The organism is Pseudomonas sp. LABIM340 (assembly GCF_040017195.2).
Lineage (GTDB): Bacteria > Pseudomonadota > Gammaproteobacteria > Pseudomonadales > Pseudomonadaceae > Pseudomonas.
This window is the reverse complement of record NZ_CM200227.1, coordinates 4,388,877-4,406,892: the sequence shown is the minus strand read 5'-3', so window position 1 is coordinate 4,406,892 and position 18,016 is coordinate 4,388,877. Positions and strand designations below refer to the sequence as shown.

The following is an 18,016-nucleotide window of genomic DNA, read 5'->3' as shown; positions in this document are numbered from 1 at the left end:
ATCCGATGCGTGCATGGCTAATGGGCGGCTGCCTGGCGTTGCTTCTGATCACGCAGCAGGCCGCGGCGCAGACGCTGTTGGTCGTCGGCGATAGTATCAGCGCCGGTTTGGGGCTGGATACCAGCCTGGGGTGGGTCAACCTGCTGGACAAGCGTCTGAAGGAGCAGGGTTTCGACTACAAGGTGGTGAATGCGTCGATCTCCGGCGACACCACGGCAGGCGGCCTCGCGCGGCTGCCGGCGCTGCTTTCGGAGCAGAAGCCGAAGCTGGTGGTGATCGAACTGGGCGGCAACGATGGCCTGCGCGGAATGACACCGGCGCAATTGCAACAGAATCTTAGCGGCATGGTTGAGCAGTCGCAGAAGTCGGGCGCCAAGGTGATCCTGCTCGGCATGCGCCTGCCGCCCAACTACGGGCAGCGCTACACCGACGCTTTCGCCAAGGTTTTCGACAGCGTGGCGAGCGAGCAGAAGATTGCGCTGGTGCCGTTCTTTCTCGAAGGGGTAGGGGGCGTGCAGGACATGATGCAGGCCGACGGCATCCATCCGGCGGTGGCGGCGCAGCCTAAACTGCTCGACAACGTGTGGCCGACGCTCAAGCCCCTGCTGTGATGAAGGCCGGCACGGATAAACCACGGAATCGAGGCTTCCCCGCGCCCGGCCTTTCGGCTATGTTTGCGCACCCTTCTGGAACCCCCTATGTCGCGCCCCGCCTGGACCCTCTTCGCCTACCAGCTGATCGAACCCGATGAGCAGTTGGACCTGTTCGCCTGCCGCGAGGTCCGGGTGCATCTGGTCGCACGCCAGCTGGAGCTGGGAACCCCGGCCGACCGCACGCTGTGCGGCAGCCTGCTGCCGGCGCAGCCGATGTGGCGCGGAGCCGAGAAGCCGCTGCTGCGTGATCGGCGCATCTGTGCGGCCTGTCTGAAACAACTCGATGAGGAAAAGCGCGGCGCGCGCAGTTCCTGGCTCGTCTGATATCTCCCGTTGACGGGGCTTGCGGTGGTAAACTGATCACCCTTTGCTCATTGCCCACGTCAAGGATCCTCGGATGTTGTCGCGCGTCATTGCCGCCTGCTCGCTGTCCCTCGCCGCGCTGCTCTCGGCCGGCCCCGTTTCCGCCATTGAATTGCCGCTGCCGGCGCCGGGCGACGATATCGTCGGCCAGGTCCAGGTCATCAAGGCCAAGTACGAAGACACCTTCGCCGACCTTGGCGAGAAATACGGCCTCGGCTACTCCGAGATGATCGCCGCCAACCCGGGCGTCGACGCCTGGCTGCCGGGCGTGGGCACCGAGGTCATCATTCCGACCCGTTTCGTCCTGCCGGCCGGTCCGCGCGAAGGCGTGGTGATCAACCTCGCCGAATACCGCCTGTACTACTTCCCCAAGGACAAGAACGTCGTCTACACCTACGCCCTGGGTATCGGTCGTGAAGGCTGGGGTTCGCCGGTTGGCAGCACCAGCGTGATCGCCAAGACCAAGGACCCGGCCTGGTACCCGCCGGCGTCGATTCGCGCCGAGCACGCCGCCGACGGCGACCCGCTGCCGAGCGTAGTGCCGCCGGGCCCGGACAACCCGCTGGGGCCGTACAAGATGAGCCTGGGCTTCCACGGCTACCTGATCCACGGTTCGAACAAGAAGTTCGGTATCGGCACCCGTACCAGCCACGGTTGCTTCCGCATGTACAACTGGGACGTGACCCAGCTCTTCTCGATGATTCCGGTGGGCACCAAGGTGCGCATCATCAACGAGCCGTACAAGTTCGGTCGCAGCGAAGGCAAGATCTACCTCGAAGCCCATGCGCCCATCGATGACAACGGCGACCCGTCCGTGGTCGACAAGCACACTGCGGTGATCAACGCCCTGCTCAAGCGCGAAGACATCGCCAGCCAGATGCAGATGGACTGGAACGTGGTGCGCGAAGTGGTTGCCGCCGAAGACGGCCTGCCGGTTGCCATTGCCCAGCCGCAGCAAGTGCAGCAGGGTGGTTCGGTTGCCGCCACTGTTGACCAGGACGCGGTGCCGCTGCAGTAACTTGCAGCGCGCACTAAGAAGCCCGCCGACCGTTACCGGTCGAGCGGGCTTTTTGTTGCCTGTCTGCTTTGTCGTGGAGACGAAACTGCGGGCATAAAAAAACCGACCCCGAGGGGTCGGTTTTTCGAACAGATCCGGAGATCTATTACTTGCGGCTGGCTTTGTCCAGCATACGCAGGGCGCGCTCGTTAGCCTCGTCAGCGGTCTGCTGGGCTTTCTGAGCAGCGGCCAGAGCTTCGTCAGCCTTGCGATAGGCTTCATCGGCACGGGCTTGAGCGCGAGCAGCGGCGTCTTCAGTAGCGGTCAGACGTGCTTCGGTTTCTTTCGAGTGGCTGCTGCAACCGGTGGCCAGAACAGCAGCCAGAGCCAGAGCAGAGAATTTCAGAACGTTGTTCATCGTGTTCCCCTTAAGGTGGACATTTCCATTAAAAGCAATCTCCCATGACTGGGAAATTAGCCGGACTACATAGTACCCATTACTTGTAGTAAGTAAACTGACCAAGCGCAAGTACGGCACTTTTTTTTCATGTTACGGGTGCTGTTAGCAGTTGTGCGAGGCCGATTTGGGCAAAAACTGTCCAATCTGGCAAAGGAGTGTTGCCAACAGGTGTCAGGCGGGGTCTGAGGCGGGTTTCCGGGCTGCGGAACCAAGCCGTCAGATGACTGTCGACAATGGTCGAACAACTGTTTAATCGCCGTTGTGCATTTGTCCAACTGACAACTTGCAACTAGGCCGCAACAGGTGAAGAAAGTGTGAAGGGGAAAACGAAAAAGCCCGGCTAATTGCTTAGCCGGGCTTTTTCATGAATCTGGCGGTGAGGGAGGGATTCGAACCCTCGATACGATTTCTCGTATACACACTTTCCAGGCGTGCTCCTTCAACCGCTCGGACACCTCACCAGATTTCTCGACAGCGCTGTGTCTGTCGAGGCGCGCACTTTACTCAAAGGTTTCCTCCTTGGCAAATCTTTTTTGAAAATTTTTCCCAAGGGATTCATCGGCTTAAGGAGCATGACCAGGATCGCGGGTACACTGGCGCCTTCTGAGACACGCTCTGGTACGTAGGAAAGCGCATGGCCAGCTGGGACATCTTCTGCAGCGTAGTCGACAACTATGGCGATATCGGCGTCACCTGGCGGCTGGCCCGGCAACTGGCCGGTGAGCATCGCCAGCAGGTGCGGCTGTGGGTCGACGACCTCGGGGCCTTCGTGCGCATCTGCCCGGCAGCCGATGGCGCGGCTGCGTCGCAGCAGCAATCGGGTGTGGAAGTTCGCCTGTGGCCTGTGCCCTGGCAGGACACCGCCGCGGCGGATGTGGTGGTCGAGGCCTTCGCCTGTGAAATGCCGGCTGCCTATATAGAAGCGATGCGCGAGCGGCACACGCCTTCGCTGTGGCTGAACCTGGAATACCTCAGCGCCGAGTCCTGGGTGGAGTCCTGCCATGGTTTGCCATCGATGCAGGCCAACGGGCTGCAGAAGTACTTCTATTTCCCCGGCTTCACCGCTGCCACCGGCGGGCTGTTGCGCGAGGGTGACCTGATTGCCCGGCGCGATGCCTTCCAGGCCGATCCGGCGGCCAGCCTTCGCTTCCTGGAAAGCCTTGGCGTGCACCCCGAGCCTCACGAGCGGCGCATTTCCCTGTTCGCTTATGAGAATGCCGCGCTGGCTGGCTGGCTGGACGCACTGGCTGGAAGTACCACCGCTACTTTACTGCTGGTGCCCGAGGGCAGGGTGCTCGCCGATATCGAGCGCTGGGTGGGGCAGGCTCTGGGAGTGGGGCAGCAGTACCGGAAGGAGGCCCTGCGTGTGCAGGTGCTGCCCTTCGTGCGCCAGGAAGACTATGACCCGTTGCTGTGGAGTTGCGATTTCAACGCGGTGCGCGGCGAGGACTCGTTCGTGCGGGCGCAATGGGCGGGGCGGCCATTCGTCTGGCACATCTATCAGCAGGACGAGGATGTCCACCTGGAGAAGCTGGAAGCTTTCCTGACCCTGTTCGGCGAGGGGATGGACGAGACGCTGCGGCTGGAGTTGCAGTCATTCTGGATGGCCTGGAACGGCCAGGGTGACGTCGGCGATGCCTGGCAAAAGCTGGAAAACCGGCTGCCGGAGTGGGCGGCGTGGATTGGCGATTGGCAGCGCCGATTGACCGAACAAACCGATCTTGCTGCGGGGCTGGTGCGTTTTTATACAAATTGGCTATGATATGGCCCCTGATTTTTGTCTCCAATCCAATCGGATAATCGTATGAAAACCGCACAAGAGTTCCGCGCTGGCCAGGTTGCCAACATCAATGGCACCCCCTGGGTGATCCAGAAGGCCGAGTTCAACAAATCCGGCCGTAACTCTGCGGTCGTCAAGATGAAGCTGAAGAACCTGCTGACCGGTGCCGGCACCGAGACCGTGTTCAAGGCCGACGACAAGCTGGAGCCGATCATCCTCGATCGCAAGGAAGTGACCTACTCCTACTTCGCGGACCCGCTGTACGTCTTCATGGACACCGAGTTCAACCAGTACGAGATCGAAAAGGCTGACCTGGAAGGCGTGCTGACCTTCATCGAAGACGGCATGACCGACGTCTGCGAAGCCGTCTTCTACAACGAGAAAGTCATCTCCGTTGAACTGCCGACCACCATCGTTCGCGAAATCGTCTACACCGAGCCGTCTGTCCGTGGTGACACCTCCGGTAAAGTGATGAAGACCGCCCGCCTGAAGAACGGTGCTGAAGTCCAGGTTTCCGCCTTCTGCGAAATCGGCGACTCGATCGAAATCGATACCCGCACTGGCGAGTACAAGTCCCGCGTCAAGGCCTGAGCCTGATCCGAGACAGAAAAAAGCCCGGCTGATGCCGGGCTTTTTCGTTTCTGCGGTTTGGGAGCGTGAGCGCTGAATCAGACGCTGACGTTCAGGCGCACGTCGATGTTGCCGCGGGTGGCGTTGGAGTAGGGGCAGACCTGGTGGGCCTTGGCGACCAGCTCTTCGGCCTCGGCCTGGTCCAGGCCCGGCAGGTTGATGTTCAGTTCCACTTCCAGGCCGAAACCGCCGGGGATCTGGCCGATGCCGACCTTGCCGGTGATCGAGGCGTCCGCCGGGATCTGCTTCTTGCTCTGGCTGGCGACGAACTTGATGGCACCGATGAAGCAGGCCGAGTAGCCGGCAGCGAACAGCTGTTCCGGGTTGGTCGCTTCGCCGCCCGCGCCGCCCAGTTCACGCGGGGTGGACAGTTTCACGTCGAGGATGCCGTCCGAGGAAACGGCGCGGCCATCACGGCCTCCGGTGGCGGTAGCGGTGGCGGTGTAGAGGGCTTTGATGGTTTGCATGGTGGTCTCCGGTTCGCTGTCAGGTGTGTCTGGTCGGGAATGTCTTGCTGCTTAATATCTTGTGCGCTAAGCAGTTCGTGAGATGAAAGTTAGTTCGATTTAATTTAGCGCGCAAGATGATTATTGGAAGATTTCTGACTAAGGAACCTGCAGCTTTGGCATAAGACCCGGATTACGGGGCTTGCAGATGTCCGCGCAGGTCCACGAGCTCCTCCTGGAGGCGCTTCAGACTGTCCAACGTTAGCCCGCTGCTGGCCAGGACGCAGGCTGGAATGCTCTCCGCCTGTCGGCGCAGCTCACGGCCCTTGTCGGTCAGGCGTAGTTGCACTACACGTTCGTCCGCCTGGCTGCGGGTGCGGGTAATCAGGCCCTCGGCCTCCAGGCGCTTGAGCAGGGGCGTGAGGGAGCCGGGGTCGGTAAGCATGCGCGAGCTGATCTCGCCCACGGTGATGCCGTCTTCTTCCCACAGCACCAGCATGGCGATGTACTGCGGGTAAGTGAGGCCCAGCTCCTGCAGCAGGGGCTTGTAGACCTTGGTCATCTGCAGGGAGGTGGAGTAGAGGGCGAAGCACAGCTGGTTGTCCAGCTTGAGGGCTTCGCAGGTCGGGTCTTGCTGGGTCATGGCATGCTCCTGGCCGGGGTGCTCGAAGCGAAGAGGTGATTGCGCATTAATTTAGCGCGATGGTTAATTCTTGAACAGCGCTTGCGCAAGCGCCGCATCCCATGGCGGCGGGAAGCCGAAACGCTCCAGCAGGAAGGCCAGCAGGCGTTCGCTGCGCGGATGCGTGCCGCGCTCCAGACGCAATGCGTGGATGACGCCGGGCTCCGGATCGGGAAGGCCGTTCTCGCAGAACAGCGGCAGCAACTGGCCACTGATCAGGTACTCGCTGCATAGCCAGGTGGGCAGGTGGGCGAGGCCGATGCCTTGCAGCGCACCTTCCACCAGCGTTTCGGCATTGTTGGCGGTCATGCGCAGTCGGCGCGGCCGCAGGTGCTGCAGCTTGCCGTCGATGAGGAAGCGCCAGGCCAGCGGCGGCGCCAGGCCTTCCCAGTCGAGGCCGATGTGTTCCGGCAACTCCAGGGGGGAGGCCGGTCTGCCGTGCTGCTGTAGGTAGGCGGGGCTTGCGCAGACGATCCGCCGCATGGGCGCCAGACGCGTGGCAACCAGACGGCTGTCGGGCAGGGTGCCGATGCGCAGCACGAGGTCGACCTGGCCGAGGTTGTCCCCGCGGGTGTCGGTGAAGCTGTCGATCAGCCGCAGTTGCACGTCCAGACCGGGGTTGGCGGTGAGGAAGTCCGCCAGCGCCGGGGCCAGGTGGCGGCGACCGAAGGGCACCGGCGCGTCGATGCGGATCAGGCCTTCCGGTGCAGTGCTCAGGGACACCGCTTCCGCCCGCGCCTGGCGCAGCTCGATGACTATCCGCCGCGCTCGCTCGGCGAACGCCAGGCCTGCTGGTGTGGCGCGCACGTTGTGCGTGCTGCGTACCAGCAGGGTCGAGCCCAATCCCTGCTCCAGCGCGTCCATGCGCCGTGCCACGGCGGAAGGGGTGAGCTGGCGCAGGCGGGCGGCGGCGGAGAAGCTGCCGTTGTCGAGCACGTCCAGGTAGAGGTCGAGCTGGTCTTCGAGGCTGGAAGGGTTCATGGCGCATGCCGGCTTTGCGAAAATGACAAAGCCATTGTGCTGCGCTTTGCGTTTCCCATCCAGCCGGGGTTTTCTAGCATGGACGCCTGGTTGTGGAGGTGCGTCATGTGGGACCTGGTCTTGGACTTTCTGCTCGGCGTCGTGCTGGGCAGCCTGGGTGGGCTGTTCGGTATCGGCGGCGGGCTGCTGGCGATTCCGGCACTGGGCGTGCTGTTCGGGCTGGACCAGCAGCTGGCGCAGGGCACCGCGCTGGTGATGGTGGTGCCGAACGTGTTGCTGGCGATCTGGCGCTATCACCAGCGCAATCGAATCGATTTCGCCCAGGCCGGCGTGCTGGCGCTGACCGGCCTGTTCTGCGCGTTCTTCGCGTCCAGCATCGCGGTGAACCTGGATGCCCGCAGCATGCGCACCGCCTTCGTGGTCTTCCTCGTGTTGCTGGCGCTGTATCTGCTGGTGCGCCTGTTCCAGCGCGTTCCCCAGGGCGGCAGCACGCCGCGCTACGGCCTGCCATGGATGGGCGTGCTGGGGCTGGGTGCCGGTTCCCTTGGCGGCTTGTTCGGCGTGGGCGGTGGCGTGCTGGCGACGCCGGTGCTGACGTCCGTCTTCGGACTGACCCAGGTGATCGCCCAGGGGCTCGCGCTGGCTCTGGCGGCGCCCAGCACGGGCGTGGCGCTGGCGACCTATGCTGCGCACGGCCACGTGGACTGGCGCATGGGTAGCGCACTGGCGCTGGGCGGGTTGGTGAGCATTTCCTGGGGCGTGCGCCTGGCCCATGCGCTGCCCGAGCGGCAGCTGCGTATGGCCTTCAGCGCCTTCCTGATTGTCTGTGCGGTGTTGCTGGCGGTGCGCTGAGCCGCGTTACGCGCGGAAACCTTCGACGATGTACTCGGCAAGCTTGTCGGTCACCGGCGTCATCTTCTGCCCGCGCAGCAGCACGATGCTGGCGTTGGGCAGCACCGGCAGGCCCTCATCCTCGCCGATGATGCGCAGGTTGCCGGTGAGCAGGCTGCGCAGCTGCGCGGTCACCGCCAGGCCCGCGCTGGCCACGGCAAACAGCGCCGACAGGCTCGGGCTGCTGTAGGCGATGCGGTAGTCCACTTCCATCGCCTCCAGCGCATTGCAGGCCCAGGCGCGGCAGAAGCAGGCGGTGTTGAACATCGCCAGCGGCAGCGGGCGCTGGTCCTGCGGGCAGAAGCTCTCGGCGGCCATCCAGACGAAGGATTCCTGGCGCAGCAACTGGCCGATCTCGGTGCCCGGCTCGCGGGTGACGATGGACAGGTCCAGGTCGTTGCGCATCAGCAGTTGCGCGGACGAGTCGCAATGCACTTCCACCTGCACCAGCGGGTAAGCCTCGGCGAAACGCGAAAGGATGCTGGGCAGGAAGCGCATCACGTAGTCATCCGGCGTGCCGATCTTCACCGAGCCGACCATGTGCGGCTGGCGGAAGGTGTTGAACACCTCGCCCTGCAACCGCAGGATGCGCCGCGCGTAGCCCAGCAATATCTGCCCCTCCGGCGTCAGGCGCACCTGGCGGCCTTCGCGCTCGAACAGGCTGCGCTCCAGCACGTCTTCCTCCAGGCGTTTCATCTGCATGCTCACCGCCGACTGGGTGCGGTTGACCATCTCGGCTGCGCGGGTAAAACCGCCGTGGTCGGCGATGGCGACGAAGGTGCGCAGCAGTTCGCTGTCGATGCTTGGGAAACTGCTCATTCATCAATCTCCGAGATGGGTTGCATAAGAATGATTCGTTGGATTGATCTTAGCGCGAGCCTGAAACTGCATCCAACCCCACAGGGAGGGAAGCATGATGAAAGGTCAACTTGGTTTCGTAGCAGCGTCCTACCATGTCCACAAAGTCTCCTCCGTTCCGCTTTGGAAGCGCGCCATGCAACGTGTCTTGCACTGGCACGAACTGGCCCGCCAGCGTCGTGAGCTGGCGACCATGAGCGATGAGGCGCTCAAGGATATCGGCCTGAGCCGTGCCGACATCCAGCGGGAAGTCGAGCGCCCGTTCTGGATGGATTATGTCCGTCGTTGAAGTCGCCGGGCGGCACGGACCCTCGTCGTGCCGCCTGTTCCCGCAAGCCAGATCAGGCTCATGACCCGCAGGATGACAAGGAAGCCCATGTCCACCCATTACCACCTCGCCCAGATCAACATCGCCAAGGCCCGTGCCCCGCTGGATCACCCCCTGATGAAGGGCTTCGTCGACCAGCTCGATCACATCAATGCCCTTGCCGAGCGCAGCCCCGGTTTCGTCTGGCGCTTGCAGACGGAGGAGGGCGATGCCACCTCGATTCGCGTCTTCGACGACCCGCTGATCATCGTCAACCTGTCGGTGTGGGAGTCGGTCGAGGCGCTCAAGGATTACGTCTACGCCGGCGAGCATCTGCAGGTACTGCGCAGCAAGCGCGACTGGATGGAGCGCCTGCCTTCGCCGAGCCTCGCGCTCTGGTGGCTGCCTGAAGGCGAGCGGCCGGATGTGGCCATGGCCCGCGACCGCCTGGAGCGTCTGCGGCTGGAGGGCCCTTCGGCAGAGGTCTTCACCTTCGCACGTCCGTTCCCGATACCCGCGCGACTCGGCGAACCTGTCTGATGCAGCCAGGCGCTGCGATTGGCGTTAGGCTCTAGGGCTCGCCCAGCCCCGGAGTCCACGATGCCGACCGTCGAATCCCTGTCCCTCAAGCAGGCCCGCCGCCTGGCGCTCGCCGCCCAGGGCTTCACCCTGCGCAAGCCCGGCGGCGAGGTGCAGCGCCGTCATGTGCGCAGCCTGCTGGAGCGACTGGGAGTCCTGCAGATCGACTCGGTGAACGCGCTGGTGCGCTCGCACTACCTGCCGCTGTTCTCGCGGCTGGGCAACTACTCGCCGACGCTGCTGGAAGAGGCCGCCTGGAGCGGCGGACGGCATCGCCGGCTGTTCGAATACTGGGGGCATGAAGCCTCATTGCTGCCGCTGGAACTCTACCCGCTGATGCGCTGGCGCATGCGTCGTGCGGCCGAGGGGCGCGGCATCTACCAGCAGCTGGCGCGCTTCGGGCGCGAACAGCAACCGGTGATCCAGCGGGTGCTCGGCGCTGTGCGCGAGCAAGGTGCGCTGGGTGCCGGCAGCCTGACCACTCGCGAAGAACGCGCCGGCCCCTGGTGGGACTGGAGCGACGAGAAGCATGCGCTGGAGTGGTTGTTCGCCGCGGGTGAGGTGACGGTCGCCGGGCGGCGCGGTTTCGAGCGTCTGTACGACTTGCCGGAGCGCGTCCTGCCCGCCGATCTGCTGCGGCAGCCCGAACTGGACGAAGGCGAGGCGCAGCGCCAATTGCTGCTGCATTCGGCCCAGGCGCTGGGCGTGGCCACCGAGAAGGACCTGCGCGATTACTTCCGCCTGGACCCTGTCGACAGCAAGGCGCGACTGGCCGAGCTGGTGGAGGCAGGCGAGCTGTCACCGGTGCAGGTACAGGGCTGGCAGGCGCCGGCCTACTGCCTGGCGGACCCGGTGATTCCGCGCAAGGTGCGCGCCAGTGCGTTGCTCTCGCCATTCGATTCGCTGGTCTGGGAGCGCGCCCGCACCGAGCGGCTGTTCGACTTCCGCTACCGCCTGGAAATCTACACGCCGCAGCACAAGCGGGTTTACGGCTACTACGTGTTGCCGTTCCTGTTCGACGAGCGTCTGGCCGCGCGGGTCGATCTGCGCTCCGATCGCGCGTCCGGAAAGCTGGTGGTGCATGCCGTCCATGAAGAGGAAAAGGGGCTGGGCGAAGAGGGGCACGCCGCGCTGGCGCAGCAACTGGGTGAGATGGCGAGCTGGCTCGGGCTGGAGCGGGTGGAAGTGAACTGCCGGCGGCCGTCAGGCGAGCGCCTGCAAGGGCTGCTGGCGCAGGCCTGAAAACAAACGGGCCTCCGAAGAGGCCCGTCCGCGATCACTTGCCGCTGGCGATGCGCTGGCGGATGTGGTCCGCGCGCTGCTGCGAGCCGGGGTGCGAGTCGAACATGCTGCTCTCCTGGCCGCCGCTCAGCTTGGCCAGCTTGTCGAAGGCGCTGGCCAGGCCTTCCAGCGGAATGCCGCGCTTCTTCAGCAGGTCGAACGAGTAGTCGTCGGCGGCCGATTCCTGGGACTGGGAGAACTGCGCGTTGACCAGCGCTTCGCCGATCTCGCCCAGCTGCGACTGCGACAGCGCGGCCACGGTGGCATTGCCCGAGGCGGCCGCGGCGTTGCGTGCGGCGGCGGCCGCGTAGGCGGTCTGGGTGGCTTTCTTGATATGGCCCAGGGCGACGTGGCCGATCTCGTGGCCGACCACGCCTTCCACTTCGTTGTCGTTCATCAGGTCCATCAGGCCGGAGTAAACGCGCACGCAGCCGTTGGCCATGGCGAAGGCGTTGACGTCGTCGGTGAGGTAGACCTTGTAGTTGACCGGGGTGCCGTTGAGCGGGTTGCCCAGGGCGGCGGCGATCTTGTCCAGGCGCTGGGTATAGGGGCTGGAGGCCGGCGCGATCTGCGCTTCGGCATCCTGCTTGGCGCAGGCTTCGTCGGCGACCTGTTTGATCTCGGCGTCGCTCAGGGTGGCGGCCTTCATGGCCATCATGCCGGACTGCATGAGGCTGTCGGTGTTCACGTTCTGGCAGCCGGAGAGGGCGGCGCTGGCGCCGATCAGCAGGGCGAGCAGGGAACGGTGCAGTTGCATCGGGATCTTCCTTGGTTGACGGTTTCCATGGCGCGGCGGCTGCCGCGCGGGGCGCCACTCTAGGTAGGCGCCCCCGGCCGCGTCAATTGCGGGCAGTGTTTTTAGGACTGCTCTGAGACCCGTGTCGGACTCAGCGGCGAACCTGTTTCAGGGTTTCCGCAATGAGGAAGGCCAGCTCGAGCGACTGGTCGGCGTTCAGGCGCGGGTCGCAGTGGGTGTGGTAGCGGTCGCTCAGGCCATCCTCGGTGATCGGCCGCGCACCGCCGATGCACTCGGTGACGTTCTGGCCGGTCATCTCGATGTGGATACCGCCGGCGTAGCTGCCCTCGGCCTGGTGCACTTCGAAGAACTGCCGGACCTCGGTGAGGATGCGCGCGAAGTCGCGGGTCTTGTAGCCACTGGAGGCCTTGATGGTGTTGCCGTGCATGGGGTCGGAACTCCACAGCACCTGCTTGCCCTCGCGCTGCACGGTCTGGATCAGGCGCGGCAGGCCGTCGCCGACCTTGTCCGCGCCCATCCGCACGATGAGGTTGAGGCGGCCGGGGTCGTTGTCCGGGTTGAGGATGTCGATCAGGCGGATCAGCTCCTCGCTGTCCATGCTCGGGCCGACCTTCACGCCGATGGGGTTGCCGACGCCGCGCAGCATTTCCACGTGGGCGCCGTCGAGCTGGCGGGTGCGGTCGCCGATCCACAGCATGTGCGCCGAGCAGTCGTACCAGCCGCCGGTGAGGCTGTCGCGGCGGATGAAGGCTTCCTCGTAGTTCAGCAGGAGCGCTTCGTGGGCGGTGAAGAAACTGGTCTCTCGCAGTTGCGGCGCGGTATCCAGGCCGCAGGCGCGCATGAAGGCGAGGGTCTCGTCGATGCGGTCGGCCAGTTGCTGGTAGCGCTCGGACAGCGCCGAGTTGGCGATGAAGTCCAGGTTCCACTGGTGCACCTGGTGCAGGTCGGCGAAGCCGCCGCCAGCGAAGGCACGCAGCAGGTTCAGCGACGCGGTGGACTGGTGGTAGGCCTGCAGCAGGCGCTCCGGGTCCGGCACGCGGCTTTTCTCGTCGAAGCCGATGCCGTTGACGATGTCGCCGCGGTAGGCGGGCAGGGTCACGCCGCCGATGGTTTCACCGTTGGCTGAGCGCGGCTTGGCGAATTGCCCGGCCATGCGCCCGACCTTCACCACCGGGCAGCCGGCGGCGAAGGTCATCACCACGGCCATCTGCAGCAGCACCTTGAAGGTGTCGCGGATCTTCGCCGCGGAGAACTCGGCAAAGCTTTCGGCGCAGTCGCCGCCCTGCAGCAGGAAGGCTCGGCCTGCGGTGACCTCGGCGAACTGCCGGCGCAGCTCGCGCGCCTCGCCGGCGAACACCAGCGGCGGGAAGCTGGCCAGGGTGCGCTCGACTTCGCTCACGCGGTTGGCGTCGGGGTAGGCGGGCTGTTGCTGGATCGGCTTGCTTCTCCAGCTATCGGGGCTCCAGGGCAGGCTCATCGGCGGGGTCTTCGCGGCTGTGGACGGTATCCGCCCATGGTATCAGCTCGGCTTTTGCCCCGCGCGTGGTCGCTGGCGTGTGAAGAGGGGGGACATCCTTGTCCAAGGGGAACTCGGGTCTTCGGAACTCGTTGGCGCGATCAGCCGCCCGCGCAGCACGCGGGTGCGCGCTGGTGTGGAAATGTCGGCGGGGAAGGGTGTCGTTCGGCGGGATCGCGAAGGACGTTGCGCTGGGGCATGCTCGGTTGTGCCTCTTGGGCTGTTATTCTTGCGGCTTTGCCGACCGGGCGGTCGTGGCTGGCCGTCTTGATTCGAAGGATTATTGCGTGCGCGAGCCCCTGTATTTCAATGGCAATCCGTGCCGTTCGCCGCTCCCGGCGGACCGCATTGTCACGACCGTTTCTGCCCGGAGCCGGTCATGAGTGAGGAGCTGCTGAGCGAAGAGTTGCTGATCGTCGAGGAACGCGATGACTTCGGCGTGATCCGCGTCGTGGAGAGCGGCGCCTTCCGCTACCTGGAGTTCGGCGACGAGGTCGAGCAGAGCTGCGTGCTGATGGGCGATCCGAGCTGGCTGGAGTACGACTACTCGCGCGCCATGCTGGTCGGTGCGTTGTGCCATCCGCGCCCGCGTCGCGCGCTGTTCCTCGGCTTCGGCGCGGGCAGCCTGACCCAGGCCTGCCTGAAGTACCTGCCGCTGGAAGAGGTGGAAGCCATCGAGCTGCGCCCATCCATCCCGCGCCTGGCCCGTGAGCACCTCGGACTGGTGGAAGACCAGCGCCTGAATCTGCGCATCGGCGACGCCGTGCAGGAGCTGGCCGAGTGCGAGCCAGCGGACCTGATCTTCCTCGACCTCTACACCGATACCGGGCCTGCACCGGCGCACATCGGCTGGGATTTCCTCGGTGCCTGCCGCGAGCGCCTGCGGCCGGGTGGCTGGCTGGTGATCAACCAGTGGAGCACCGATGACGGCCGGCCGCTCGGCGCGGCGTTGCTGCGTGGACGCTTCAACCGGCATTACTGGGAATGCCCGGTGCCCGAGGGCAATGTGATTGTCTTCGTCCCTGCCGAACTGGACCAGGAACTGAACCTGCGCGGCCTGAAGAAGCGCGTCGGCCAGCTCGAACCCAAACTGGGCTATTCGCTGCGCACCTACATCGAGTCACTGCGCCCGGCGCAGTGACTCTCCGCATCCCTCAGGGGAACTGGTAGCTGAAGGCGAAGTTCAGCCGCGGGCTGCGCTCGTTGTTGTCCAGCGCGCGGTCGCCGAAAGGCTTGGCGACTTCCATCGACACCAGGTAGTGCTTGCGGTTGGAGAAACGCACGCCGAGCGCCGCCGAGCCGAGCTTGCCTTCGCTCAGGCCGTCCTGGTTGTAGCGGGTGCGCGCGGTGTCGACGACGAAGTAGGGCTGGATCTGGTTGAGCACCACGCTCTGCCGCAGGAAGGAATAGTTCACCTCGTAGGAGGCGCCCCAGCCCTTGTCGCCGCTGGCCTGGTCGTCCGGATAGCCGCGGCCGAAGTTGCCGCCGCCATAGGTGACCTGCTCGGAGTCGGGCAGCACGTCGTCGCTCCACTGGAAGGCAGCACTCACCACGCCCTGCCAGTTGGAGCCGAACTGGTCCTGCTGCGCGCCAAAGCCGAGCAGGCGGGTGAAGTCCTTCTTGATCGGCTCCGGCGCTTCCGCGCCCATGCCGTTCAGCCCCTGGTAAACCGCTACGCTGCCGGCGCGCACGCGCTTCTCGGCGAACTGCTGGACGACGGTTTCGATGCCCACCACGCGCAGCTTGCTCTTCTGTTCGATGCGGAAGGGGATGGCCGGGTAGACCAGGTCGTAGGTGCTGGTGTCGTTGACCGTGTAGCCACGCAGGTTGAGGTCCCAGGTCAGGTCGCGGCGCAGCACCAGCGGGATGCCCAGGCCGGCGCTGACCCGCTCGTTCTGCCGCTTGCGCTCGAACTCCAGGCCACTGGCCAGGCGCAGGTTCTCGCCGGGGCGCGAGTTGTACTTGCTGTAGCCGGCCAGCAGCTGCACGCCGTTGTCGCCCAGCAGCTGGCTGTAGTTCCAGGCGCGGTAGTACTCGTGGTCGTCGCCCGGCGGGTAGAGGTAGCTGAACTGCAGCTGCTCGCCCCAGCCGAGCATCGACATCACTTCGGCGTTGAACAGCCCGCGCTGCTCGCCGCGACGCGAGTCGAGGTTCATCCCGGTGTCGAAGCGTTTCTGCTTGCCGGCCAGTTCCAGCACGGCACCGCCGTCGCTGGTGGTGGGTGGGTTGAGCGCCATGGCCATCTGCATGCCGGGCACCCGGCTCATCAGCACGCTGAAGCGCTCGAAGCTCTCGCGGGTCAGGGGCTTTTCGGCCTTCAGCCTTTCGATCCAGCGGTCCACGCGCATCTGGTGCACGCCCAGGTCACCCGCGGCGCGGACCTGGCTGATATGGCCCTCGACCAGCACGATGCGCGCGACGCCGCTGCGGAAGTCCTGGTTGGGCACGTAGGCAAAGGAGATGAAGTAGCCGTCGTCCTGGTAGCGCTGGGTGATGGCCTTGGCCGCCGCCACCAGCTCGCTGACCTGGATGGTGCGCTTGGTCAGGGGCTCCAGCAGGGGTTTCCAGGTTGCGACGGGGTAGTGCTTGCCGCCGGCCAGCTCAATGCGCTTGATACGGATGCGCTGCTGGAGGATCTGCGCGGGCTGGGTGGCCGAAGGTTCCGGCGCGGTGACCTTGGGGGCCTTGGGGCGGATGTCGCCGCCAGGGAGGTTGGGGCGGGGCAGGGTCTGTTCGATATCGGAGCCGGGAAGCTGGATAGGGCGCTCGGCCCAGGCGAAAGGTGCAGCCAACAACAGGGGCAGGACAGCAAGTTTGCGCATCTGGCTCCTCCATGAGACCGACTTCGATAAAGGACCAGGAGCCGTGGGCGGCTCCTGGTAACCACAGTATGGGTGTAATTCGGATTATTGCTTGGGCGTACCGATCGCCAATCCACCACCCAGTCCGCCGGTCACACCACCCAGCGCGCCACCCACGGCGCCCAGCGTATTGCCCAGCAGGCCTCCCTGACCGCTGGTACCGCCAGTCGTACCGGCGCCTGCGCCAACTGCCACGCCCGAACCCTGGGCGTTGCTGCCGATGCCTACGCCTGCCCCGGCGACCAGTCCGCCGCCACCGGTGAGGCTGCTGGTCACGCCGCCAACGGTACCGGCCACGCCGTTGACCAGTCCGCCTACCGGATTGCTGCCGCCAGTTGCGCCGCCCAGAGAGCCAGTGAGGCCGCCTACTGCGCCGGTCACGCCGCTGACCAGACCACCCACCGGATTGCTGCCGCCGGTGGCGCCGCCCAGGGAGCCGGTAAGGCCGCCCACTGCACCGGTCACGCCGCTGACCACGCCGCCCACCGGGTTGCTGCCGCCGGTTGCGCCGCCCAGGGAGCCGGTGATGCCGCCCACTGCGCCAGTCACGCCGCTGACCAGGCCGCCCACCGGATTACTGCCGCCGGTGGCGCCACCCAGTGCGCCGGTGACGTTGCCGAGCAGACCACCGCCCGGATTGCTGCCATTGACCAAGCCGCCGGCCGCGCTGACTGCCTGACCCGCATCGCTGACGATTCCGCCGACCGGTGCCAGCGCCGGATTCGCACTGGCTACCTGGTTGCCTGTCTGGGTCACAACACCGCCGACGGTGGTCAACAGGTTGTTCACCGGCGTTCCCAGTCCGGTGGCGGCGCCGACGCCGCGAGTGGTTCCTTCGACCTTGCCGACCAGCCCGGCGGTGGTGCCGCTGAGCTGGGTGGTCAGTTGGCTCAGCGGGCCGGTGGTGACTGCGCCGCTGAGCGAGTCGCCGAGCATGGTGATCTTGCCGCCGACGCCATCCACCAGGCCGCCAACCTGGCCGGTCAGGCCGTTGAGCGGGGTGTTGGCCAGCACCGGAGCATCGCCGATGGCTGCCACGGTGTCGCCCAGGCTGCTCACCGCGCCGCCGGTGTGGCTGACCAGGCCGGTGGCGCCGGCGACAGTGGTGCCGAGTGCGTTGGGGTTGTTGCCCAGTTGGCCGAGACCGTTGGTGACGCCGGTGCCGACGCTGTCCACACCGGCGCCGACTTCCTGGACCAGGGTGCCGGCATTCTGCGTGACGCCATTGCCGAGCACCGGCAGGTCGACTGTTTTCACCACGGCGCCGACGGTGCTCACCGTGTCGCCGACATTGGAGACCGCTTCGCCGGTATTGGTCAGGATATTGCCGGTGGTGTTGGCTGGCGGGGTGGTGCCGCCGCCGGTGCCGTCGCCGCCGCCGGTTCCACCCGTTCCGCCAGTGCCGCCGGTGCCACCGGTTCCGTCGGTGCCGCCCGTCCCGCCAGTGCCGCCGGTGCCACCAGTTCCGTCGGTCCCGCCAGTACCGCCAGTACCGCCAGTACCGCCAGTACCGCCCGTACCGCCGGTTCCATCGGTGCCACCGGTACCGCCAGTGCCGCCGCTGCCATCGCCGCCGGAACCGGAGCCGGAGCCATCGTCGGTGCTGCTGCTATCGGAAGCGCGGTGGTGACTGCTGCCGCCGTGGCTGCTGCAACCTTGCAGCGACAGGGCAACGACGAGAAGGGAAAGTGCGAAAACACGAATCGGACCTGACATAGCGAATTCCTCCATGAGAACGTCAGTCAGCTGGCTGCCCGGTTCGGTATCCCGGCGAGTCGCTGCGCTGCTCTGGAGTCAGTTCTAGAGGTTTGTTTTCAGACGCGAAATTGGAACTTGTATATAGCCGTTTTGTGTTTGGCAGGTCTTTGAATTAAAAGGAAAAACTAAAGGATTATGGCGACTTGCCAGGCGTTTTTAATACCTTGGATATAGCGCTTTTCGCACGAGCGTCCCGCTGGGCGTTTTCCCGCTGCG

At 65.2% G+C, this 18,016-nt stretch carries 19 protein-coding genes and 1 tRNA gene; 10 read left to right on the top strand and 10 right to left on the bottom strand.

Features of this window, described 5'->3' with window-relative positions:
• Positions 1–5 precede the first annotated feature (5 nt).
• The 3 genes from ABKS89_RS20055 (at position 6) to ABKS89_RS20045 (ending at position 2,034) form a co-directional block, all read left to right on the top strand.
• Positions 6–611, top strand: a complete 606-nt coding sequence (locus tag ABKS89_RS20055) for an arylesterase (protein WP_138214900.1) — start codon at positions 6–8, stop codon at positions 609–611.
• A gap of 87 nt (positions 612–698) precedes the next feature.
• Positions 699–977 (top strand): hypothetical protein, encoded by a 279-nt coding sequence (locus tag ABKS89_RS20050; RefSeq protein ID WP_138214833.1) that lies wholly within the window; start codon positions 699–701, stop codon positions 975–977.
• Between the two features lie 73 nt (positions 978–1,050).
• The gene (locus ABKS89_RS20045; RefSeq protein WP_138214832.1) at positions 1,051–2,034 is read left to right on the top strand and encodes a L,D-transpeptidase family protein; all 984 of its coding nucleotides are present in this window, start codon (positions 1,051–1,053) and stop codon (positions 2,032–2,034) included.
• Positions 2,035–2,179: 145 nt separating this feature from the next.
• On the opposite strand, the gene oprI is transcribed toward ABKS89_RS20045, so the two are convergent.
• Positions 2,180–2,431 (bottom strand): outer membrane lipoprotein OprI, encoded by a 252-nt coding sequence (oprI, locus tag ABKS89_RS20040; RefSeq protein WP_017517003.1) that lies wholly within the window; start codon positions 2,429–2,431, stop codon positions 2,180–2,182.
• 413 nt (positions 2,432–2,844) lie between these two features.
• Positions 2,845–2,934 (bottom strand) — tRNA-Ser (locus ABKS89_RS20035).
• Between the two features lie 173 nt (positions 2,935–3,107).
• Between ABKS89_RS20035 and earP the strand changes: the two genes are divergently transcribed.
• Together earP and efp are read left to right on the top strand one after the other, a co-directional pair.
• Entirely contained in the window at positions 3,108–4,235 is a 1,128-nt protein-coding gene (gene earP / locus ABKS89_RS20030; protein WP_348586782.1) for an elongation factor P maturation arginine rhamnosyltransferase EarP, read from the top strand.
• 42 nt (positions 4,236–4,277) lie between these two features.
• On the top strand, positions 4,278–4,844 hold the full coding sequence (gene efp / locus ABKS89_RS20025) for an elongation factor P (protein WP_138214830.1): 567 nt from the start codon (positions 4,278–4,280) through the stop codon (positions 4,842–4,844).
• A gap of 77 nt (positions 4,845–4,921) precedes the next feature.
• Here efp and ABKS89_RS20020 read toward each other — a convergent pair whose 3' ends face one another.
• The 3 genes from ABKS89_RS20020 to ABKS89_RS20010 form a co-directional block, all read right to left on the bottom strand.
• Positions 4,922–5,350, bottom strand: coding sequence for an organic hydroperoxide resistance protein (locus ABKS89_RS20020; protein ID WP_138214829.1), 429 nt, complete (start codon positions 5,348–5,350; stop codon positions 4,922–4,924).
• 172 nt (positions 5,351–5,522) lie between these two features.
• Positions 5,523–5,972, bottom strand: a complete 450-nt coding sequence (locus ABKS89_RS20015) for a MarR family winged helix-turn-helix transcriptional regulator (RefSeq protein WP_138214828.1) — start codon at positions 5,970–5,972, stop codon at positions 5,523–5,525.
• Positions 5,973–6,035: 63 nt separating this feature from the next.
• Positions 6,036–6,992: a LysR family transcriptional regulator gene (locus tag ABKS89_RS20010; protein ID WP_138214827.1), complete on the bottom strand. Its 957-nt coding sequence runs from the start codon at positions 6,990–6,992 to the stop codon at positions 6,036–6,038.
• 105 nt (positions 6,993–7,097) lie between these two features.
• On the opposite strand from ABKS89_RS20010, the gene ABKS89_RS20005 reads away from it, so the two are divergent.
• Positions 7,098–7,844, top strand: coding sequence for a sulfite exporter TauE/SafE family protein (locus ABKS89_RS20005; RefSeq protein ID WP_138214826.1), 747 nt, complete (start codon positions 7,098–7,100; stop codon positions 7,842–7,844).
• A gap of 6 nt (positions 7,845–7,850) precedes the next feature.
• Here ABKS89_RS20005 and ABKS89_RS20000 read toward each other — a convergent pair whose 3' ends face one another.
• Entirely contained in the window at positions 7,851–8,702 is an 852-nt protein-coding gene (locus ABKS89_RS20000; protein WP_138214825.1) for a LysR family transcriptional regulator, read from the bottom strand.
• A gap of 94 nt (positions 8,703–8,796) precedes the next feature.
• On the opposite strand from ABKS89_RS20000, the gene ABKS89_RS19995 reads away from it, so the two are divergent.
• From ABKS89_RS19995 to ABKS89_RS19985, 3 genes are all read left to right on the top strand, one after another.
• The gene (locus ABKS89_RS19995) at positions 8,797–9,030 is read left to right on the top strand and encodes a DUF1127 domain-containing protein (RefSeq protein ID WP_431312048.1); all 234 of its coding nucleotides are present in this window, start codon (positions 8,797–8,799) and stop codon (positions 9,028–9,030) included.
• Between the two features lie 87 nt (positions 9,031–9,117).
• On the top strand, positions 9,118–9,588 hold the full coding sequence (locus ABKS89_RS19990; RefSeq protein WP_348586780.1) for a DUF3291 domain-containing protein: 471 nt from the start codon (positions 9,118–9,120) through the stop codon (positions 9,586–9,588).
• A gap of 60 nt (positions 9,589–9,648) precedes the next feature.
• Positions 9,649–10,869 carry a winged helix-turn-helix domain-containing protein gene (locus ABKS89_RS19985; RefSeq protein ID WP_348586779.1) on the top strand — a complete coding sequence of 407 codons (1,221 nt, stop codon included), beginning with the start codon at positions 9,649–9,651 and terminating at the stop codon, positions 10,867–10,869.
• A gap of 34 nt (positions 10,870–10,903) precedes the next feature.
• On the opposite strand, the gene loiP is transcribed toward ABKS89_RS19985, so the two are convergent.
• Both loiP and ABKS89_RS19975 read right to left on the bottom strand, forming a co-directional pair.
• Positions 10,904–11,665: a metalloprotease LoiP gene (gene loiP, locus ABKS89_RS19980; RefSeq protein WP_348586778.1), complete on the bottom strand. Its 762-nt coding sequence runs from the start codon at positions 11,663–11,665 to the stop codon at positions 10,904–10,906.
• A 130-nt stretch (positions 11,666–11,795) separates the two neighbouring features.
• Positions 11,796–13,142 (bottom strand): class II 3-deoxy-7-phosphoheptulonate synthase, encoded by a 1,347-nt coding sequence (locus ABKS89_RS19975; RefSeq protein WP_348586776.1) that lies wholly within the window; start codon positions 13,140–13,142, stop codon positions 11,796–11,798.
• Positions 13,143–13,560: 418 nt separating this feature from the next.
• Between ABKS89_RS19975 and ABKS89_RS19970 the strand changes: the two genes are divergently transcribed.
• A complete protein-coding gene (locus tag ABKS89_RS19970; protein WP_138214820.1) occupies positions 13,561–14,322 on the top strand; it encodes a spermidine synthase in 762 nt (253 codons plus the stop codon).
• Positions 14,323–14,335: 13 nt separating this feature from the next.
• On the opposite strand, the gene ABKS89_RS19965 is transcribed toward ABKS89_RS19970, so the two are convergent.
• Both ABKS89_RS19965 and ABKS89_RS19960 read right to left on the bottom strand, forming a co-directional pair.
• Positions 14,336–16,003 (bottom strand): ShlB/FhaC/HecB family hemolysin secretion/activation protein, encoded by a 1,668-nt coding sequence (locus ABKS89_RS19965; RefSeq protein ID WP_348586774.1) that lies wholly within the window; start codon positions 16,001–16,003, stop codon positions 14,336–14,338.
• Positions 16,004–16,087: 84 nt separating this feature from the next.
• Positions 16,088–17,758 (bottom strand): collagen-like triple helix repeat-containing protein, encoded by a 1,671-nt coding sequence (locus tag ABKS89_RS19960; protein ID WP_348586772.1) that lies wholly within the window; start codon positions 17,756–17,758, stop codon positions 16,088–16,090.
• Between the last annotated feature and the right edge of the window lie 258 nt (positions 17,759–18,016).

Coding starts and splice junctions, on each gene's coding strand:
- ABKS89_RS19995 (WP_431312048.1), top strand. CDS start 8,797: ATGATGAAAGGTCAACTTGGTTTCGTAGCAGCGTCCTACCATGTCCAC.
- ABKS89_RS20050 (WP_138214833.1), top strand. CDS start 699: ATGTCGCGCCCCGCCTGGACCCTCTTCGCCTACCAGCTGATCGAACCC.
- ABKS89_RS20005 (WP_138214826.1), top strand. CDS start 7,098: ATGTGGGACCTGGTCTTGGACTTTCTGCTCGGCGTCGTGCTGGGCAGC.
- ABKS89_RS19990 (WP_348586780.1), top strand. CDS start 9,118: ATGTCCACCCATTACCACCTCGCCCAGATCAACATCGCCAAGGCCCGT.
- ABKS89_RS19970 (WP_138214820.1), top strand. CDS start 13,561: ATGAGTGAGGAGCTGCTGAGCGAAGAGTTGCTGATCGTCGAGGAACGC.
- oprI (WP_017517003.1), bottom strand. CDS start 2,431: ATGAACAACGTTCTGAAATTCTCTGCTCTGGCTCTGGCTGCTGTTCTG.
- ABKS89_RS20000 (WP_138214825.1), bottom strand. CDS start 8,702: ATGAGCAGTTTCCCAAGCATCGACAGCGAACTGCTGCGCACCTTCGTC.
- ABKS89_RS19965 (WP_348586774.1), bottom strand. CDS start 16,003: ATGCGCAAACTTGCTGTCCTGCCCCTGTTGTTGGCTGCACCTTTCGCC.
- loiP (WP_348586778.1), bottom strand. CDS start 11,665: ATGCAACTGCACCGTTCCCTGCTCGCCCTGCTGATCGGCGCCAGCGCC.
- ABKS89_RS20020 (WP_138214829.1), bottom strand. CDS start 5,350: ATGCAAACCATCAAAGCCCTCTACACCGCCACCGCTACCGCCACCGGA.
- ABKS89_RS20015 (WP_138214828.1), bottom strand. CDS start 5,972: ATGACCCAGCAAGACCCGACCTGCGAAGCCCTCAAGCTGGACAACCAG.
- ABKS89_RS19960 (WP_348586772.1), bottom strand. CDS start 17,758: ATGTCAGGTCCGATTCGTGTTTTCGCACTTTCCCTTCTCGTCGTTGCC.
- ABKS89_RS20045 (WP_138214832.1), top strand. CDS start 1,051: ATGTTGTCGCGCGTCATTGCCGCCTGCTCGCTGTCCCTCGCCGCGCTG.
- ABKS89_RS20010 (WP_138214827.1), bottom strand. CDS start 6,992: ATGAACCCTTCCAGCCTCGAAGACCAGCTCGACCTCTACCTGGACGTG.
- ABKS89_RS20055 (WP_138214900.1), top strand. CDS start 6: ATGCGTGCATGGCTAATGGGCGGCTGCCTGGCGTTGCTTCTGATCACG.
- earP (WP_348586782.1), top strand. CDS start 3,108: ATGGCCAGCTGGGACATCTTCTGCAGCGTAGTCGACAACTATGGCGAT.
- efp (WP_138214830.1), top strand. CDS start 4,278: ATGAAAACCGCACAAGAGTTCCGCGCTGGCCAGGTTGCCAACATCAAT.
- ABKS89_RS19985 (WP_348586779.1), top strand. CDS start 9,649: ATGCCGACCGTCGAATCCCTGTCCCTCAAGCAGGCCCGCCGCCTGGCG.
- ABKS89_RS19975 (WP_348586776.1), bottom strand. CDS start 13,142: ATGAGCCTGCCCTGGAGCCCCGATAGCTGGAGAAGCAAGCCGATCCAG.